At 60.4% G+C, this 17,074-nt stretch carries 15 protein-coding genes and 3 rRNA genes; 12 read left to right on the top strand and 6 right to left on the bottom strand.

Annotated features, from left to right (window positions below; all coding sequences use genetic code 11):
• The 3 genes from BQ4436_RS04710 to rrf form a co-directional block, all read left to right on the top strand.
• Positions 1 to 1,307: ribosomal RNA gene (locus BQ4436_RS04710) — 16S ribosomal RNA — on the top strand; the annotation flags it as partial.
• Positions 1,308 to 1,744: 437 nt separating this feature from the next.
• Positions 1,745 to 4,825: ribosomal RNA gene (locus tag BQ4436_RS04705) — 23S ribosomal RNA — on the top strand.
• A 166-nt stretch (positions 4,826 to 4,991) separates the two neighbouring features.
• Positions 4,992 to 5,110 (top strand): 5S ribosomal RNA (gene rrf, locus BQ4436_RS04700).
• 256 nt (positions 5,111 to 5,366) lie between these two features.
• Here the strand turns inward: rrf and BQ4436_RS04695 are convergent.
• Positions 5,367 to 6,344, bottom strand: coding sequence for a pseudouridine synthase (locus BQ4436_RS04695; RefSeq protein ID WP_070975663.1), 978 nt, complete (start codon positions 6,342 to 6,344; stop codon positions 5,367 to 5,369).
• A 22-nt stretch (positions 6,345 to 6,366) separates the two neighbouring features.
• On the opposite strand from BQ4436_RS04695, the gene BQ4436_RS12220 reads away from it, so the two are divergent.
• From BQ4436_RS12220 to BQ4436_RS04680, 4 genes are all read left to right on the top strand, one after another.
• Complete coding sequence (locus BQ4436_RS12220) at positions 6,367 to 6,513, top strand: hypothetical protein (protein ID WP_176754811.1); 147 nt, start codon at positions 6,367 to 6,369, stop codon at positions 6,511 to 6,513.
• A gap of 76 nt (positions 6,514 to 6,589) precedes the next feature.
• A complete protein-coding gene (locus BQ4436_RS04690; RefSeq protein WP_070361739.1) occupies positions 6,590 to 7,483 on the top strand; it encodes a universal stress protein in 894 nt (297 codons plus the stop codon).
• Between the two features lie 142 nt (positions 7,484 to 7,625).
• On the top strand, positions 7,626 to 7,895 hold the full coding sequence (locus BQ4436_RS04685) for a GlsB/YeaQ/YmgE family stress response membrane protein (protein WP_070361740.1): 270 nt from the start codon (positions 7,626 to 7,628) through the stop codon (positions 7,893 to 7,895).
• Between the two features lie 140 nt (positions 7,896 to 8,035).
• Entirely contained in the window at positions 8,036 to 8,668 is a 633-nt protein-coding gene (locus BQ4436_RS04680; RefSeq protein WP_070975662.1) for a TetR/AcrR family transcriptional regulator, read from the top strand.
• On the opposite strand, the gene yidC is transcribed toward BQ4436_RS04680, so the two are convergent.
• The gene (gene yidC, locus BQ4436_RS04675) at positions 8,631 to 9,737 is read right to left on the bottom strand and encodes a membrane protein insertase YidC (RefSeq protein ID WP_070975661.1); all 1,107 of its coding nucleotides are present in this window, start codon (positions 9,735 to 9,737) and stop codon (positions 8,631 to 8,633) included. The two genes, BQ4436_RS04680 and yidC, sit on opposite strands and share 38 nt — an antisense overlap.
• Before the next feature lie 16 nt (positions 9,738 to 9,753).
• Between yidC and BQ4436_RS04670 the strand changes: the two genes are divergently transcribed.
• Both BQ4436_RS04670 and BQ4436_RS12215 read left to right on the top strand, forming a co-directional pair.
• Complete coding sequence (locus tag BQ4436_RS04670; RefSeq protein WP_070975660.1) at positions 9,754 to 10,545, top strand: class E sortase; 792 nt, start codon at positions 9,754 to 9,756, stop codon at positions 10,543 to 10,545.
• Positions 10,546 to 10,548: 3 nt separating this feature from the next.
• Positions 10,549 to 10,701 carry a hypothetical protein gene (locus BQ4436_RS12215; protein WP_168156155.1) on the top strand — a complete coding sequence of 51 codons (153 nt, stop codon included), beginning with the start codon at positions 10,549 to 10,551 and terminating at the stop codon, positions 10,699 to 10,701.
• Positions 10,702 to 10,705: 4 nt separating this feature from the next.
• Here BQ4436_RS12215 and BQ4436_RS04665 read toward each other — a convergent pair whose 3' ends face one another.
• Positions 10,706 to 11,266, bottom strand: a complete 561-nt coding sequence (locus BQ4436_RS04665) for a DUF2020 domain-containing protein (protein WP_083329434.1) — start codon at positions 11,264 to 11,266, stop codon at positions 10,706 to 10,708.
• Between BQ4436_RS04665 and BQ4436_RS04660 the strand changes: the two genes are divergently transcribed.
• Together BQ4436_RS04660 and BQ4436_RS04655 are read left to right on the top strand one after the other, a co-directional pair.
• Complete coding sequence (locus BQ4436_RS04660) at positions 11,265 to 12,527, top strand: sensor histidine kinase (RefSeq protein ID WP_070975659.1); 1,263 nt, start codon at positions 11,265 to 11,267, stop codon at positions 12,525 to 12,527. The genes BQ4436_RS04665 and BQ4436_RS04660 overlap by 2 nt on opposite strands.
• A complete protein-coding gene (locus BQ4436_RS04655; protein ID WP_070361745.1) occupies positions 12,524 to 13,162 on the top strand; it encodes a LuxR C-terminal-related transcriptional regulator in 639 nt (212 codons plus the stop codon). The genes BQ4436_RS04660 and BQ4436_RS04655 overlap by 4 nt, the downstream gene beginning before the upstream one ends.
• On the opposite strand, the gene BQ4436_RS04650 is transcribed toward BQ4436_RS04655, so the two are convergent.
• Together BQ4436_RS04650 and BQ4436_RS04645 are read right to left on the bottom strand one after the other, a co-directional pair.
• A complete protein-coding gene (locus BQ4436_RS04650) occupies positions 13,159 to 13,479 on the bottom strand; it encodes a histone-like nucleoid-structuring protein Lsr2 (protein ID WP_070361746.1) in 321 nt (106 codons plus the stop codon). The two genes, BQ4436_RS04655 and BQ4436_RS04650, sit on opposite strands and share 4 nt — an antisense overlap.
• Before the next feature lie 93 nt (positions 13,480 to 13,572).
• Positions 13,573 to 14,202 carry a DUF6474 family protein gene (locus BQ4436_RS04645; RefSeq protein WP_070975658.1) on the bottom strand — a complete coding sequence of 210 codons (630 nt, stop codon included), beginning with the start codon at positions 14,200 to 14,202 and terminating at the stop codon, positions 13,573 to 13,575.
• An 86-nt stretch (positions 14,203 to 14,288) separates the two neighbouring features.
• Between BQ4436_RS04645 and BQ4436_RS04640 the strand changes: the two genes are divergently transcribed.
• On the top strand, positions 14,289 to 15,767 hold the full coding sequence (locus BQ4436_RS04640; RefSeq protein ID WP_255366127.1) for a TM0106 family RecB-like putative nuclease: 1,479 nt from the start codon (positions 14,289 to 14,291) through the stop codon (positions 15,765 to 15,767).
• Between the two features lie 24 nt (positions 15,768 to 15,791).
• On the opposite strand, the gene BQ4436_RS04635 is transcribed toward BQ4436_RS04640, so the two are convergent.
• Complete coding sequence (locus tag BQ4436_RS04635; RefSeq protein ID WP_070975656.1) at positions 15,792 to 16,967, bottom strand: MFS transporter; 1,176 nt, start codon at positions 16,965 to 16,967, stop codon at positions 15,792 to 15,794.
• Positions 16,968 to 17,074: the final 107 nt, after the last annotated feature.

Here is a 17,074-nt window from a genome sequence, read left to right as displayed (position 1 = left end):
TTTGCGGTATGGGATGAGCTCGCGGCCTATCAGCTTGTTGGTGGGGTAATGGCCTACCAAGGCGTCGACGGGTAGCCGGCCTGAGAGGGTGTACGGCCACATTGGGACTGAGATACGGCCCAGACTCCTACGGGAGGCAGCAGTGGGGAATATTGCACAATGGGCGCAAGCCTGATGCAGCGACGCCGCGTGGGGGATGAAGGCCTTCGGGTTGTAAACTCCTTTCGCTAGGGACGAAGCATTTTTGTGACGGTACCTGGAGAAGAAGCACCGGCTAACTACGTGCCAGCAGCCGCGGTAATACGTAGGGTGCGAGCGTTGTCCGGAATTACTGGGCGTAAAGAGCTCGTAGGTGGTTTGTCGCGTCGTTTGTGTAAGTCCACAGCTTAACTGTGGGACTGCAGGCGATACGGGCATAACTTGAGTGCTGTAGGGGAGACTGGAATTCCTGGTGTAGCGGTGAAATGCGCAGATATCAGGAGGAACACCGATGGCGAAGGCAGGTCTCTGGGCAGTAACTGACGCTGAGGAGCGAAAGCATGGGTAGCGAACAGGATTAGATACCCTGGTAGTCCATGCCGTAAACGGTGGGCGCTAGGTGTGAGTCCCTTCCACGGGATTTGTGCCGTAGCTAACGCATTAAGCGCCCCGCCTGGGGAGTACGGCCGCAAGGCTAAAACTCAAAGGAATTGACGGGGGCCCGCACAAGCGGCGGAGCATGTGGATTAATTCGATGCAACGCGAAGAACCTTACCTGGGCTTGACATGTAGCGGATCGCCGCAGAGATGTGGTTTCCCTTGTGGTCGCTATACAGGTGGTGCATGGTTGTCGTCAGCTCGTGTCGTGAGATGTTGGGTTAAGTCCCGCAACGAGCGCAACCCTTGTCTTATGTTGCCAGCACGTAATGGTGGGGACTCATGAGAGACTGCCGGGGTTAACTCGGAGGAAGGTGGGGATGACGTCAAATCATCATGCCCCTTATGTCCAGGGCTTCACACATGCTACAATGGTCGGTACAGCGCGTTTGCTACCTTGTGAGGGGATGCTAATCGCACAAAGCCGGCCTTAGTTCGGATTGGGGTCTGCAACTCGACCCCATGAAGTCGGAGTCGCTAGTAATCGCAGATCAGCAACGCTGCGGTGAATACGTTCCCGGGCCTTGTACACACCGCCCGTCACGTCATGAAAGTTGGTAACACCCGAAGCCAGTGGCCTGTCATGGGAGCTGTCGAAGGTGGGATCGGCGATTGGGACGAAGTCGTAACAAGGTAGCCGTACCGGAAGGTGCGGCTGGATCACCTCCTTTCTAAGGAGTTTTATTTTGTTGGCCCACAGTTGTGGGCTTGGTTGTTGGTTGAGTCACCGTGGGTGTGGCTGCCAATTGTTGTTTCCGGGTGGAGACACACCAGCTCCAGACTGTCATGCATTCGTGTGGTGGTTGTGGTTGTGGTTGCAGTGTGGCCGGGTTTTTGTAGTCAAAAATGAAGTAATAGTTATTGTGTGTTGGTGCACTGTTGGGTGTCTGAGACAGCAGTTGTGTTGTCTTGAATGATTCCGCGTGTTGATCACTGACTTGTTTGGTTGGTGGTTGGTGTGTGGGGTGTGTTGTGTGAGAACTGTATAGTGGACGCGAGCATCTTTATTCTTGTGGAAGAATTTTTTGATTGTAAGTTTGCCTAACAACAAGTGATTGTCATGCTGTTTGTGTGTGGTGGTTGTTTGTTGTTTGTTTGTTGTGTGTTTTTGTTTTGTTACAAGGGCGTACGGTGGATGCCTTGGCATGCTTAGCCGATGAAGGACGTGTGAGGCTGCGTTATGCCTCGGGGAGTTGCCAACAAAGCGTTGATCCGAGGATGTCCGAATGGGGAAACCTGGCACTTGTTATGGAGTGTTACCTGCAGATGAATGTATAGTCTGTGTGGGGGTTACGCGGGGAAGTGAAACATCTCAGTACCCGTAGGAGAAGAAAACAATTGTGATTCTGCTAGTAGTGGCGAGCGAACGTGGATGAGGCTAAACCATGCGTGTGTGATACCTGGCAGGGGTTGCGCGTGTGGTGTTGTGGGCGATGATTGTGGGTATGCTGCCATGTACCCCTATGATGCGGCGTGTTAGCGGAAGTCACCTGGGATGGTGTGCCGGAGAGGGTGAGAGCCCCTGTACGTGAAGGCGTGTCGTGTTGTGGTGATTGTTTGCCCGAGTAGCAGTGGGCTCGTGGAATCTGCTGTGAATCTGCCGGGACCACCCGGTAAGCCTAAATACTAAGTGTGACCGATAGTGAATAAGTACCGTGAGGGAATGGTGAAAAGTACCCCGGGAGGGGAGTGAAAGAGTTCCTGAAACCGTGCGCTTACAATCCGTCAGAGCACCGCGTGTGTGTGATGGCGTGCCTTTTGAAGAATGAGCCTGCGAGTCAGCGGCATGTCGCGAGGTTAACCCGTGTGGGGTAGTCGTAGCGAAAGCGAATCCTAATTGGGTGTTGTTTAGTGGCATGTCCTGGACCCGAAGCGGGGTGATCTACCCATGGCCAGTGTGAAGCAGCTGTAAGAGGTTGTGGAGGCGCGAACCCACTTAGGTTGAAAACTGAGGGGATGAGTTGTGGGTAGGGGTGAAAGGCCAATCAAACTCCGTGATAGCTGGTTCTCCCCGAAATGCATTTAGGTGCAGCGTTATAGTAGTTTGCCGGAGGTAGAGCTACTGGTTGGTTGAGCGGGACTATCATCTTAGCAACATCAGCCAAACTCCGAATGCCGGTTAAGTGTTCTATAGCAGTGAGACTGTGGGGGATAAGCTTCATAGTCGAGAGGGAAACAGCCCAGATCGCCGGTTAAGGCCCCTAAGGGTGTACTAAGTGGAAAAGGATGTGGGATCGCGAAGACAGCCAGGAGGTTGGCTTAGAAGCAGCCATCCTTGAAAGAGTGCGTAATAGCTCACTGGTCGAGTGGTTCTGCGCCGACAATGTAGTGGGGCTCAAGTACACCGCCGAAGCCGCGGCATAGTTTTTACTATGGGTAGGGGAGCGTCGTGCATGGGGTGAAGCCATACTGTAAGGGGTGGTGGACTGTGTGCGAGTGAGAATGCAGGCATGAGTAACGAGAGATACGTGAGAATCGTATCCGCTGGATGACTAAGGGTTCCTGGGTCAAGTTCGTCTTCCCAGGGTGAGTCGGGTCCTAAGGCGAGGCCGACAGGCGTAGTCGATGGTCAACGGGTTGATATTCCCGTACCCGTATGCATGCGACAAAGAGTGAAGCGGTGATACTAACCACCCTGAACTGGCAACATGCGCATCCTTTTGGGTGTGTGGTTGTTGGTGATGCGTGGGGCCTGATCCGTGGTAGTTCAGTGATGGGGTGACGCAGTCAGGTAGCCGCGCCAAGTGTTGGATATCTTGGTGTAAGCGTGTGGCACGTCGACTTGTGAAATGCGGTCGATATTTTGTGTGAGGCGTGATGCGTAGCCCAATTGTTGGGTGATGGTGGTGATCCTTTGCTGTCGAGAAAAGCCTCTAGCGATGTGTGTGTATGGCCCGTACCCGAAACCGACACAGGTGGTCAGGTAGAGAATACTAAAGCGGTCGGGTGAACTGTGGTTAAGGAATTCGGCAAATTGCCCCCGTAACTTCGGGAGAAGGGGGGCCCTTGCTGGTTGCATGCTGTTTCGGTGTGTTGCTGGTGGGGGTCGCAGAGAATAGAGGGGAGCGACTGTTTATCAAAAACACAGGTCCGTGCGAAGACGGTTAAGTTGATGTATACGGACTGACGCCTGCCCGGTGCTGGAAGGTTAAGAGGACCTGTTAGGACGCATGTCCGAAGCGGAGAATTTAAGCCCCAGTAAACGGCGGTGGTAACTATAACCATCCTAAGGTAGCGAAATTCCTTGTCGGGTAAGTTCCGACCTGCACGAATGGCGTAACGACTCCCCTGCTGTCTCAACCACAGGCCCGGTGAAATTGCAGTACGAGTAAAGATGCTCGTTTCGCGCGGCAGGACGAAAAGACCCCGGGACCTTCACTATAGCTTGGTATTGGTATTCGGTGCGGTTTGTGTAGGATAGGTGGGAGACTGTGAAGTGGTCACGCTAGTGATTGTGGAGTCGTTGTTGAAATACCACTCTGACCGTAGTGGATGTCTAACCTTGGCCCATGATCTGGGTTGGGGACAGTGCCTGGTGGGTAGTTTAACTGGGGCGGTTGCCTCCCAAAATGTAACGGAGGCGCCCAAAGGTTCCCTCAGCCTGGTTGGCAATCAGGTGGTGAGTGTAAGTGCACAAGGGAGCTTGACTGTGAGACTTACAAGTCGAGCAGGGACGAAAGTCGGGACTAGTGATCCGGCACCTACTTGTGGATGTGGTGTCGCTCAACGGATAAAAGGTACCCCGGGGATAACAGGCTGATCTTCCCCAAGAGTCCATATCGACGGGATGGTTTGGCACCTCGATGTCGGCTCGTCGCATCCTGGGGCTGGAGTAGGTCCCAAGGGTTGGGCTGTTCGCCCATTAAAGCGGCACGCGAGCTGGGTTCAGAACGTCGTGAGACAGTTCGGTCTCTATCCGCCGCGCGCGTTGAAACTTGAAGAAGGCTGTCCCTAGTACGAGAGGACCGGGACGGACGTACCTCTGGTGTGCCAGTTGTTCCGCCAGGAGCAGGGCTGGTTGGCTACGTACGGGAGGGATAACCGCTGAAAGCATCTAAGCGGGAAGCCTGTTTTGAGATGAGGTTTCGTTTGAGGTTCCCTAGAGATGATGGGGTTGATAGGCCGGATCTGGTAGCACTGTGAGGTGTGTAAGGTGACTGGTACTAATTACACCGAGACTAAAACAAAGCACACACATGTTGGTGTTGTTTATGGTCAAATTATTGAGTGTTCTTCCGCGAGAAGAAAAAGAGTGTTTGCGTCCACTGTGCAGTGTCTGGCATGACATGCCTGTGCTGATTATTTGAATATTGTCGTTGTTATCAACAGTATTGTGTTGGCACGATTTTGGTCGTGTCGGTGGTTGATGGCGGCGGGGAAACGCCCGGTCCCTTTCCGAACCCGGTTAGCTAAGCCCGCCCGCGCTGATGGTACTGCACCTGGGAGGGTGTGGGAGAGTAGGTTACCGCCGGCCTATAACTTCATTTTCTTGTGTGTGGTGAGTGTGTGTTGTTGTGGCACATACTCACCACACTTTTTTGTTTTGGTGGGGGTGTGCACCACGTGCGTGGGGGTGTGGTGTGGCTCGGGTGTGGGGTGTGTGCACCAGATTCCTTTACGTAGGGGGCGTGAGCTGGGGAAACGCCACCGCACAGTCTCGAAGACCCGGAATGTGGTGCACAGCTGCCTCGGCTACCGTTGGAGACACACTATTGGTACTCCGAGAGGGTTTATGGCCAGGGCACCGATGGGTCGGTCGTGAAGTGGACGGCCTTGCTGGAGAGCGGGTCGGTGAAGGCAACGGAAATGCATTCCAACAGCATTGGTTTGGTGAAGTCGTCCTCCCCAAAAGGATGTGGGACGGGGTAGATAGAGTCGCCGATGATGGGCACCCCGGCGTCCAACATCTGGATTCTCAGTTGGTGCGTGCGTCCACTGATCGGTTCGAGGAGATAGCGCCCGAGCGGTCCTTCCACTCCGTAGCGTTCTTGTAGCACTGTTTCCTCTTCTGACGGCAAACGGGACGCGCCAAGGAACAGCGTTTCTGAATTGGGTTCCGCGCCGCGGACAATCTTGGAAGCAACTTCGCCGTGTTCTTTGACGATGTGATGCCGCCAAGGTCCGGCAGGTAGCGAAGGATCATAAGGCGCAACCGCCGAGTACAAGCGTCGTACCTCTCTGCGGGCGAACATGTCTTGGTACGCCCCGCGGACTTCACGGCGCTTCGTCAGCAGCAACAGTCCACTCGTCATGCGGTCGAGGCGATGCGCCGGTGTGAGCTCCTCGTTGCCGGTCTCGCGGCGAAGGCGGACGGTGAGGGTCTCCGTGATGTGGGCGGCGCGTGGCATCGTCGCCAAGAACGGCGGTTTGTTGACGACGAGGACGTTATCGTCTTCGAACACCACGGTGTGAGTAAACGGTACGGGAGTTTCGGGGGCGGGGCGTCGATAAAAGAAGACGTCTGTGCCTGGCTGCAAAATATCGTTGGGGGAGAGCGGGGTGCCGTCGCGCAGGACGACTTCGCCGACGGCGAAGCGCTGGAGGACGGCTGCGGCGTCGTCATCGGGGTGGCGGTGGCGCTGCCCCTTGATGACTTCGGTGAGGAAGTCGCCGGCGGTAATGGGGGCGTCGGGGACGCGGACTCGTGACGCGCCGAGGCCATCGCGCGGAGGCAGTGGCGGGGGCGACTTCCTTCGTTTTCTACTCATATCCTTTGCTAGATTAGTCGCTATGGATATTGGAGCGATGTTGCAACCAGTACTGGCGTTCTTCAATGAAGGTATCGGGAAGGTGATCGCGGACGTGCTGCGAGCACTCTATGAGACGTTCTTCCCTGCGAACTCTGAGGGCGCGAAGCCCGTGGAAATTCCCAAATAAGGGCCACGATATCGATGTGGGTTTTGTCTACAATGGGGGTAGAAACTGCCTACCTTCTTGAGAAAGGGCGAAACACATGTCGAATGAAGAAATGGTCGTCGTAGCTGTGGACGGAAGCCCGGCTTCCCACAACGCGGTCCGCTGGGCGGCGAACACCGCCGCGAAGCGCGGCATCGCGCTGCAGCTGGCTGCAAGCTACACCATGCCGCAGTTCCTGTACGCGGAGGGGATGGTTCCGCCGAAGGAACTGTTCGACGATCTGCAGAAGGAAACCATCCAGAAGGTCGAGGAGGCGCGTGACATCGCGCTTGAGGTCGCCCCAGATATCAAGATTGGGCACGCAATCGCGGAGGGATCCCCGATTGACATGCTGCTTGAGATGTCGCGTACCGCGACCATGATCGTGATGGGGTCGCGTGGCCTTGGCGGGCTTTCCGGGATGGTCCTCGGCTCTGTGTCTGGTGCGGTTGTCTCCCACGCAAGCTGCCCGGTTGTGGTGGTCCGCGAGGACAACAACGTGACGGAAGAGAATAAGTACGGCCCGGTCGTAGTCGGCGTTGATGGCTCTGAGGTTTCCCGCCACGCAACGGAGGTCGCCTTTGAGGAGGCGCACGCTCGCGGTGCGGAGTTGATTGCGGTGCACACCTGGATCGATACGCAGGTGCAGGGGCCGGGCGCTGGGTTCTCTGTCACGGACGAGCACTGGAAGGCTGTGCAGGAGGAGAAGGACGAGATCCTCAATGGCTACCTGGAGGACTCCGCCGCGAAGTACCCAGATGTGCAGATCCGCAAGGTGATTACGCGTGACCGTCCAGTCCGCGCGCTTACCGAGGCCGCTGAAGGCGCACAGCTCCTGGTCACCGGTTCCCACGGTCGTGGCGGGTTCAAGGGCATGCTGCTCGGCTCGACGTCGCGTGCGCTGCTGCAGTCCGCGCCGTGCCCGATGATGGTTGTTCGTCCGAACGACTAATCTCGCGGAACGCAACCAAGTCCCAGCGGTGCCGTTTCCAGATCGTTACCCGTTGGTGTCCGAATCGTAGTGGCATTATGCCCGAATGGGAGGCACCATGGTCAGTAGACATTAAACGATCGTTATAGAAGGAGACGTGCACATGCTGGGACTTGGCTTTTTCGGCTGGATTATCATTGGCGGACTTGCGGGCTGGATCGCTTCGAAGATTAAGGGCAAGGACGCCGACATGGGCATCGGCCTGAATATTATTGTCGGCATTATTGGTGGTCTGATTGGCGGCTGGTTGCTGGCGAAGTTCGGAGTGGACGTCGACAATGGCGGACTTTGGTTTAGCTTCTTCACCTGCATCCTTGGTGCGGTGATCCTGCTGACCATTGTCAACTTTGTGAAAGGCAAACAACGCCAATAGCCAGTAGCGCGAAAAGCGCGTGATGTATGTACCGGCCGGAGGGACACACCCCCGGCCGGTATTTTTCTTTTCAGAAACTACGGTACGCGGTATGGTGAACGTACTGGTTTGTCTACTAGAGATTTTGGAGGAGCAGTCGCGTGAGCAGCGGTACAACCAGCAAGGCAAAGAGTGCTTCCAGGAGGCGGAATCGTCCCAGCCCCCGGCAGCGGCTGCTGGACGCCGCCACGAAACTCTTCCAAGAAGAAGGCATCCGCGTCATCGGTATTGACCGTATTTTGAGGGAGGCGGACGTCGCGAAGGCGTCGTTGTACTCCCTGCTTGGGTCGAAAGACAACCTGGTCATCGCGTACATTGAGCGGCTGGACGAGGAGTACCGGCAGCGTTGGGCGGAGCGCACCGAGCATGTCTACGACGCGGACGGCAAGGTGCTGGCGTTCTTCGACATGGCGATTGAGGAGGAGCCAGACCGGGAATTCCGTGGCTCGCCGTTCCTGAACGCGGCGAACGAGTATCCGCGCCCGGACACGGAGTCGGAGGAACGCATCGTTGCGGCGTGTAAGAAGCACCGCCAGTGGATGTACGACACGATTACGCACCTGCTCAGCGTGAAGAACGGCTACAACTCGGCCTCGCAGACGAATGAGCTTTTGATCTTCCTCGACGGCGGCCTGGCGGGAGCCCGCTTTGTGCGCGATACCGCGCCGCTGGAAACTGCCCGTACGCTGGCGAAAGCTACGCTTGGGACTCCTCCTGCTGACTATTCGATTTAGCCTCCCGCTGCACTTTCGACCGCTCTTTCTCGATTGCCTTTTTGGCGCGCTTCTCGTCGCGCTTGGCCTCGGCTAGGGCGGATTTTTCTGCGCGGATGTCGCGGCGAACCGCTGGGATGGTCGTCGGTCGCACGAGCGCGCCAGCCTTCTTGCGGCGCCAGGTCCGCTTGCGCTCGCGCTTCTCCCGCTTCTTTTCGACGTACGCTTCGCGCGCCTCGCGTACATGGTTGCGGTGAATCTCTTCGGAGGGGAAACGCTTTACAAGCAACGCCCAGAGCAGAACGGTCTGTGAGGCGGTCCAGAAGTTGTTGACTACCCAGTACAGCAGTAGCGCGATCGGCACGAGGCCGAGCAGTCCCGCCGTGGTCAGGGACAGTGCGATGAAGGGGATCATCCAGTACAGAAACCGGTAGCTGCCGCGGGTGAACGCGTTTTCCCACTCGAGGGTGGTGCGGTTGCGGATCTGGGAGAGCAGCAGGTTGATGCTGGTGAAACAGATGGCGGCGATGAGCATCGGTATGGCCAGGCCGCGAACGGCGTCGACCGTAGTGCCGAGGGAGGCAAACTGCTCTGGTGTCATGGAGACGTAGGCGGGGAGGGGGACGTCGAAAAGCGTGGTGTTGCGGAAGCTTTCGATCTCGTCTGGGGTGAGCAGGCCGATCCGGTGGGCGTCGCCGACGTCGGGGACGGCGAGCCAGTACAGCAGGCGGTACAGGCCGAAGAAAAACGGCAGCTGGATCATGGCGGGAACGCAGCCGGCGAGCGGGTTGTAGCCGTGCTCGCTGCGGAGTTTCTTGATGGCTTCGCGCTCCGCCTCGATGTCCTCGAGTGCGGTGGAGCTGCCGTAGCGGTCCGCGATGGCTTTCATGTGTGGCCGCATCATGTAGCTGGTGCGGCCTACCTTGTACGTCTTCCAGGAAAACGGTGCGATGGCGCCGCGCACTGTGATGACCAGCAGGATGATGGATGCGATCCAGGCGCCAGAGACGGGGGCGCCGAGGACGTCGGCGAGGAGCCAGTGCCAGAACTGCAGCACGGCGGACACGGGATAGACGAGGATTTCCATCATTCGCTAATGTTAGGCCATGGTTTACCAACAACCCAGACGCAAGGTGCGCGCCTCCCAGGTGTTCGGCGAGGTGCTGCTGACCATCGGGGCGTTGTTGTTGCTGTTCGCCTTTTACGAGTCCTATTGGACGAATATCGCTTCCGGCAAGATGCAGAACGAAGCGCAGGACACGTTGTCGGAGCAGTGGAAGAACCCGCGCCAGCTGCGCACGCCACAGCTTGGCGACGCATTCGCGCGCATGTACATCCCTGCGTTCGGGTCGGACTACCAGTTCGCCATCATCGAGGGCACCGACGAGAACGAGTTGTTGGTGGGTCCGGGCCGCTACCCGGACACGCAGATGCCGGGCGAGCCGGGCAACTTCGCGGTGGCGGGGCACCGCGTGGGCAAGGGCGCGCCGTTCAATGACCTTGGGGCGCTGAACAGCTGCGACGCCATCGTGGTGGAGACGCAGGATTCCTGGGTGACGTACCGCGTGCTGCCGATGGGCCTGGATCCGCAGGAACGCCGGGACGTGGCGGCGGGCTGCGTGCCAGCCGAGATCAACGAGCCGATCGCGACGGGCGAGTACCGCAACGTGGTGGGCAGGCACATTACGCTGCCGGGAGACGTGAACGTGATCAACCCGATCCCGGAGCAGCCCTCCATTGAGGTGCGCCCGGACATGCTGGGCATGATCACGCTGACCACGTGCCACCCGCAGTTTTCGAACGCGGAGCGCATGATCATCCACGCCGTGCAGACTGAGGTGCTGGCGAAAACACCGGGCGAGCAAACGCTGCCGCAGGCGATGTCGGAGGTGAGATAGACAATGTATGGAGCACTTTGGCGGATGCTGCCGGGGCCTACGCCGGTGAAGTGGCTGCTCGCGATCGTGATCGCGGTGGCCGTGTTCTTCCTGCTGATGGAAGTGGTGTTTCCGTGGGTGTCGGCGCAGATGCCCTACAACGACGTTGCAGTGTAACGCCCTAGAGCTGCAGGTTCTTGATGGTCTCCTCGGCGACGAGCTGCGCCTTGATGGACTCGTCCTGGTTGGTGAACACGGTCACGGCCGTGTTGCTCTTGGCCACGGAGTAGGCGGCGCCGATCCTGTTGGGTACGGCCCCGCCGCCGTGGCGTCCGCCGTTCCACCCGGCTGGCTGGTTGGCGGGTTCGGTGTAGTCGATGGGTGTTGCCCAGTCGACAACGGCCATGGCGTCCTCGGGGCTGTCCATGTGCCGCACGATGACGGTCAGCTGAGGCTCGGGCGGGTAGGACCAGAACTGGCAGGCTGGGGGGTCGAAGCGGGCGTCGATACCTACGCCGGTGACGCGCTGGCCGTTGGCGTCGGCGACCCAGTCGGTGTCGAGGTATGGGCAGGGCTGCCACGCGTTGCGGTCGGTGGCGGGCAGGGCGTCGAGAGGCAGGGCGGCTTGTTGCTTCTCGACGCCCCCTTCGCCCGCGGGCGCCGGATCCGGGTCGGGGGCGGCGCACCCGGCGAGGACGCCGAATGCCATGACTGCTGCGAGGGTGGGTAGTGTCAAACGCATGGGTTCCAGATTAGCTGTGTTGTCGCCGGGCCCCGGCGAAACCACTGAGGTGCCGGTAAACCGCTCCTTGGATATCGGTATCACGGTGTTGTCGGTGTCGTTAGTGTTGGTGTCGCTGGCGGCGCTGGCGCGGATGTCGCTGGATGAGGCGCTGCTGCACATCACTCTGGTGACGACGTTTTCCTTCCTCCTGTTCTACGGGATGACAGAGATGCACTACTGGGCAACCCCGGGCCGCGTGCTGTGGCTCGTGGGGCTCACCGGCGTGTGGATGCTGGACACGACGATCTCCGTGGTGGCGATGTACTGGGTGTTCACCCTGTTCTTCGTCTACATGCGCGCGTTCAACGACTGGCGAGGTATTGCCGGGGTGGCTGCTGGGCTTGTGATCACGGTGCTGGTACAGCTGCCGGATCATCTCACGCTGGGCAGCGTGTTGGGGCCGGCGCTGTCGGCGGTGGTGGTCCTGGCGATCAACTATGCCTTCACCACGATTACGAAGGTGAGCGACGAGCGCGCCGAGCTCATCAACGAGTTACTGGAGACACGCGAACAGCTAGCAACTACGGAGCGCGCAGCCGGTGTGGCGCAGGAGCGGGAACGGCTCGCGCACGAGATTCACGACACGGTGGCGCAGAACCTGTCCTCGATCCAGATGCTGCTGCACGCCGCGGAGCGCGACCTGTTGGCCACGGACCTTTCGGAGGAAGAGCTGGCGGCGCCGTTGAAGAGGATGGAGACGGCACGTAGGGCGGCGTCGAGAAACTTGGCGGAGACCCGTGCGATTATTGCGGCGCTGACGCCGGCGCCGCTGAGCACGACGTCGCTGGAGGAGGCGCTGCGCCGCATCGCGGCGGACTTCGGTACGACGGGCGACATGGACATCGAGGTGGAGGTCGACGGTGAGCCGCAGCAGCTGCCGATGCGCATCGAGGCCGGCCTGCTGCGTATTACGCAGGGCGCGGTGTCGAACGCGGTGAAGCACTCCGAGGCGAGCCGCATGCGCATCACGCTGACGTTTGGGGATGACGAGGTCCGCCTTGATGCGGTGGACAACGGCAAGGGCTTCGACGTAGCGAGCCAGGCCAAAAAGCCCTCAGGGTTAGGCCATTTGGGTCTCGATGCGATGCGTTCTCGGGCCGAGGAATTGGGCGGTGAGCTGGCAATTGAGTCCCAGCCCGGCGGGCCGACAGCACTTTCTGTGGCGGTACCGAGTAGTATCAAACAAAAGACTGACCAGGTGGAGAGGAAAACTTCATGATTCGTGTGTTGCTGGCTGATGACCATGAGATCGTCCGGCTGGGGCTTCGGGCCGTGCTCGAGGAGGCCGAAGACATTATGGTCGTCGGCGAAGTTGCCACAGCTGAGGGCGCGATCGCGATGGCGCAGGCCGGTGGCATCGACGTGATTTTGATGGACCTCCGCTTCGGCGCGGGCGTCGAGGGCACCCGCGTGACCACGGGCGCGCAGGCAACGGCGCAGATCATCGCCTCGATGACGAACCCGCCGAAGGTGCTCATGGTGACCAACTACGACACCGACGCCGACATCCTCGGCGCGATCGAGGCCGGAGCCGTCGGCTACCTGCTGAAGGACGCCCCGCCGGAGGAGCTCGTCGCCGCGGTGCGCTCCACCGCGCGTGGCGACGCCACCATGTCCCCGGTGGTGCGCGAGCGCCTCGAGACGCGCGACCGCACTCCGCGCTCCTCGCTCACGCCGCGTGAGCTGGAGGTGCTGCAGTTGGTGGCGGCGGGGTCGTCGAATAGGGAGATTGGCACGGAGCTCATGCTTTCAGAGGCGACCGTGAAGTCCCACCTCGTGCACATTTACGACAAGCTGGGTGTGCGTTCCCGTACTTCCGCCGTGGCGTCGGCGCGCGAGCAGGGCGTGCTCTAGTAGTAGGGGTGGGCTTCGTGGAATGCTTCCACGATGCCAAGGGGGATCTTGCCGCGGTTGGCAATGGGCAGGCCTTCGGTCTGCGCCCAACGGCGGATCTCGGCGGGGTCAAGGGCCCGATCGGTCGCGTCGCACGCCTCCCTGGCTGCTTCGACGTACGGCTTGAGCTGCGCCAGGAAGCGCTCTGCGTTCTCCGGCTTGAGGTCCAGCACGTAATTCTTCCCCTGTAGCCCGAAGCGGATCACGCGAACATCCGCCTCGTGCAGGGGCGTGTGGTCCAGGTCGTCGAAAAACTGGGTGATATTTTGCCGGGCCATGAAGGCTGTCCTTTCTCCGGTACTCCCAAGAGCGATACTTGGGAGTAGTGTTCGCGTTTGGAGGAAGTCTAGCAAATACTTTGGCCGATAATACTAATTAAGTTTCTTCTGCACTTCCGCGGACAGTTTCTGCAGGTCTTCATCAATAGAGTTGTGAGCCAGGCGCTGCTGTACCGGGTTCATGTGCTCGGCGTTTTCCACCGCGGTCTGCAGCTCCGCGAGGCGGACCTTCGCGTCGGTGGCGAAGCCCTTCGGCAGCTCGGCGGTCTTGACCTGGCCCTCGAGGGCGTCGACGCGCGACTTCAGCTGCCCGCCGCTCTCAGAAAAGCGCGAGACTTCCTGGGAGGACAGGCCGACGCTCTGCGCGCGCTGCTGCACCTGCTTTTGCTGGTAGGACGTCCAGCCCTTGTAGAACAGCGGCAACAGCACCGGCAGGAGCAGACGGGTCGCGCCGAGCCACTGCTTGGCTTTCTTCTTCGTAATGCCGGACTCCTCAATGCGCTGCAGATGTGCCTTCGCTAGCCGCTCCTCGTGCTTGCGCTTCTGCTTCAGGCCCTGCTTCTCTGCCTTCAGCAGGCGCTTCTCGGCCTTGTCCAGCAGCTTTGCGGTGCGGAAGTCCTGCTTCGCCTCCTCCTTGGCAAGCTTGCGGGCGTGCGCCTGCGCGGCCTTAATCTCAGCCTTGGCCTTCGTGCGTGCTTTCCGGATGGATTTGAACAGTCCCATGCGAGTTAACTCCTTTACGCTTCAGCGTTCGTTTGGACACCAACCTTACCTGTTTCTCCACTGCGCCTAGTAGAGTATTGCCCATTGTGAGTACGTCGAAGCAGCAGGATGGCACACGCATGCGGCCGTCGGATCTTGTGGGGTGCCGCTTCCGGTTCCGCCGGAGGTGCCAGTTCCCGGACTACCCGTCGCGCGAGGAGGCCGAGGCGCACATGCCGCAGCGCATCGCGGTGCAGGAGGCGGTACTCGCCCAGCTGCCTACCAAGCCAGCGCTTGGCGACGGCCGGCGCCGCCTCTTCACCCGCGCCGACGCCGCGGACGCCACCACCGAGGGCGTCTTCGACTTGATGCGCCGCGGCACCCACCTGATCACGCGGGCGACGCTCCATGGGGACATCGCCGGGGTGGCGGTCGAGGTGGACGTCGACATCCTGGTGCGCACGGCCGACGGGTACGTGCCAGTGATCATCTCGAACCACAGAGTCGCGCGCACGCACCCGACCTCGACGCTGCAGGCCGTGCCGGTTGGGCGCCTCGGGCTGGGGGCACCACTGCGGGTAGCGGGCAAGTACCGCCACCACACCATCGACGGCTACCGGCTAGCCATGGCGCACCTCCTACTCGGGGAGCGTTCCGCGGGCCGCGGCGGCGTCATTGGGCAGGATAGGTCGCTGGCGTACGGAGTGGACGTCGAAAAGTATGTCGCGCCGCTGCTGCTCGCGCTCGCTGAGCCCACGCCCGAGCACCCAACCCGCTACAAACAGTGCGCCACCTGCAGGTTCTGGCCGCTGTGCCTGCCTGAGCTCGAGGCGCGCGACGACATCTCGCTGGTGCTGCCCGGTGGCAAGGGTGACCGCTTCCGCGCCCAGGGCATCACGACGGTCCAACAGCTTATCGACGCCCAGCTCGGCGAACCTTCCCGCATCGCCGAAGCCTGGCGCGCCGGGATACCCCTGCTCAGGAGACCGGGACCGATCGGTATTCGCCGCGCGGACGTCGAGATCGACATCGACATGGAGTCCTACATGGACCAAGGCGCCTACCTGTGGGGCACCTTCGACGGCGAGCGCTACCGGCCGTTCGTGACGTGGGAGGAAGTCGGCGGCGACGCGGAGGAAGCCAACTTCGGTGCGTTCTGGCGCTGGCTCCTCGACCAGCGCGCCCAAGCCCACGCAGATGGCAAAACGTTTGCCGCCTACTGCTACGCCGCCGCCGGCGAAAACCACTGGCTGCGCATGTCCGCGCAGCGCTTCGCCAGCATCGACGCCAAGGAAGTCCAGGAGTTCATCGCCTCCGACGAGTGGGTCGACGTGTTCGCGGCGGTGCGCAAGCACCTCGTCGGTACCGACGGGCTGGGGCTGAAGGTGCTCGGGCCCATCGTCGGCTTCCACTGGGAGGACGACGACATGGACGGCGAAGCCTCCATCGACCGCCGCTTCGCCGCTGTCCGCGGCGACGAGGACGCAAAACAGACCCTACTGCAGTACAACGAAGACGACTGCCGGGCCACCCGTGCCGTCCGCGAATTCCTTGCCGCCGACGCCCCCGGCATCCCTTTGCTCTAGCTTTGGGGTTTAGCGCCTGGTGTTTTAACGCCTGGTGTTGCGGGCCACTGCCGCGGTAATCAGCACCAGCACCACAACGAGGCAGGCCAGCACCATCGTGAACCCGGCCCACGGCAGCAGCTCGTACACCCAGCCCGACGCCGCCCCCACCATCGACGACCCCATGTAGTACCAGAACACGTACATGCTGGACGCCTCCGCCCGGTCACGCTCCGCGATGATGCCCACCCACGCAGAGGCCGTCGAGTGCATCGCGAAGAAGCTCGCCGTAAACACCAGCAGACCGGCCAGCAGCGCCACCAGGTTCGGTATCGCTGCCAGTATCAGGCCCACCACCATGAGCGACGCGCCCCCAATCACCACGTGCCCGCGACCGTACTTGCTCACCAGCGCACCCGCACGCGACGCAGACCACGTCCCCGACAGGTACAGCAAAAACGCCAGCCCCACCAGCGACGGCGGCAGGCCAAAGTAGTCAATCGCGCGGAACCCCAGGTAGTTGTACAGGGAGACGAACACGCCCATCCCGATGAACGCCGTCGCACATAGCGCCAGAATCCGCGGGTTCCTCGCGTGCCGAACCATCGCGCGGAACTCATTACCCGGCCGCAGCTTCGCCTTCGGCGTGAAGTTCCGCTGCGCAGGGAGCAGGATCGCCGTTGCAATCGCCAGTGCAAGTGCCGTCACGCTACTGGCTGCGAGCGCCCACCGCCACGACGTGACCGCCAGCAAACCCGTCGGGATCAACCTACCCGTCAGCCCGCCGATTGTGTTGCCGGCGATGTACAAGCCCATCGCGCCGGGCAGGTCCTTGGCGTCGAGCTCCTCGGAGAGCCAGGTCATCGCAACGGCCGGGGTGCCTGCAATCGCGATGCCTTGCAGGGCTCGCAGTAGCACCAGCTGTTCCATCGACTGCGCCAGCGGCAACAACAGGCCAATGCCCGTTGCCACCAGCGCTGACACGATCAGCACGCGTCCGCGCCCATACTTCTCCGAAAGTATCGACGCCGGCACCACACACAGCGCCAACCCGCCCGTCGCCGCCGACACCGTCAGCGCCGTCGTGGACGGGGAAGCGTCGAACGCCTCCGCCAGGGTGGGGAGCAGGGCCTGGGTGGCGTAGAGGGCGTTAAAGATTCCGAGCCCGGCGAGCAGCATCGCAATCGTTGCGCGACGATACTCCGGGCTCCCTTTCTTCATGCTCCATATCCTGGCACTTTGTGGCGGGGACCTCAAGGAGCGTTCAGGATGCATGCACCACATTCCTGGTTTTGGTGGACGGATTTGTAAAAGCCCATGTCGGTTTG

This window comes from Corynebacterium sp. MC3 (assembly GCF_900099485.1).
In the GTDB taxonomy this organism is placed as follows: domain Bacteria; phylum Actinomycetota; class Actinomycetes; order Mycobacteriales; family Mycobacteriaceae; genus Corynebacterium; species Corynebacterium pseudogenitalium.
The sequence above is the reverse complement of the archived record's forward strand: the minus strand, read 5'-3'. Positions and strand labels throughout refer to the sequence as shown.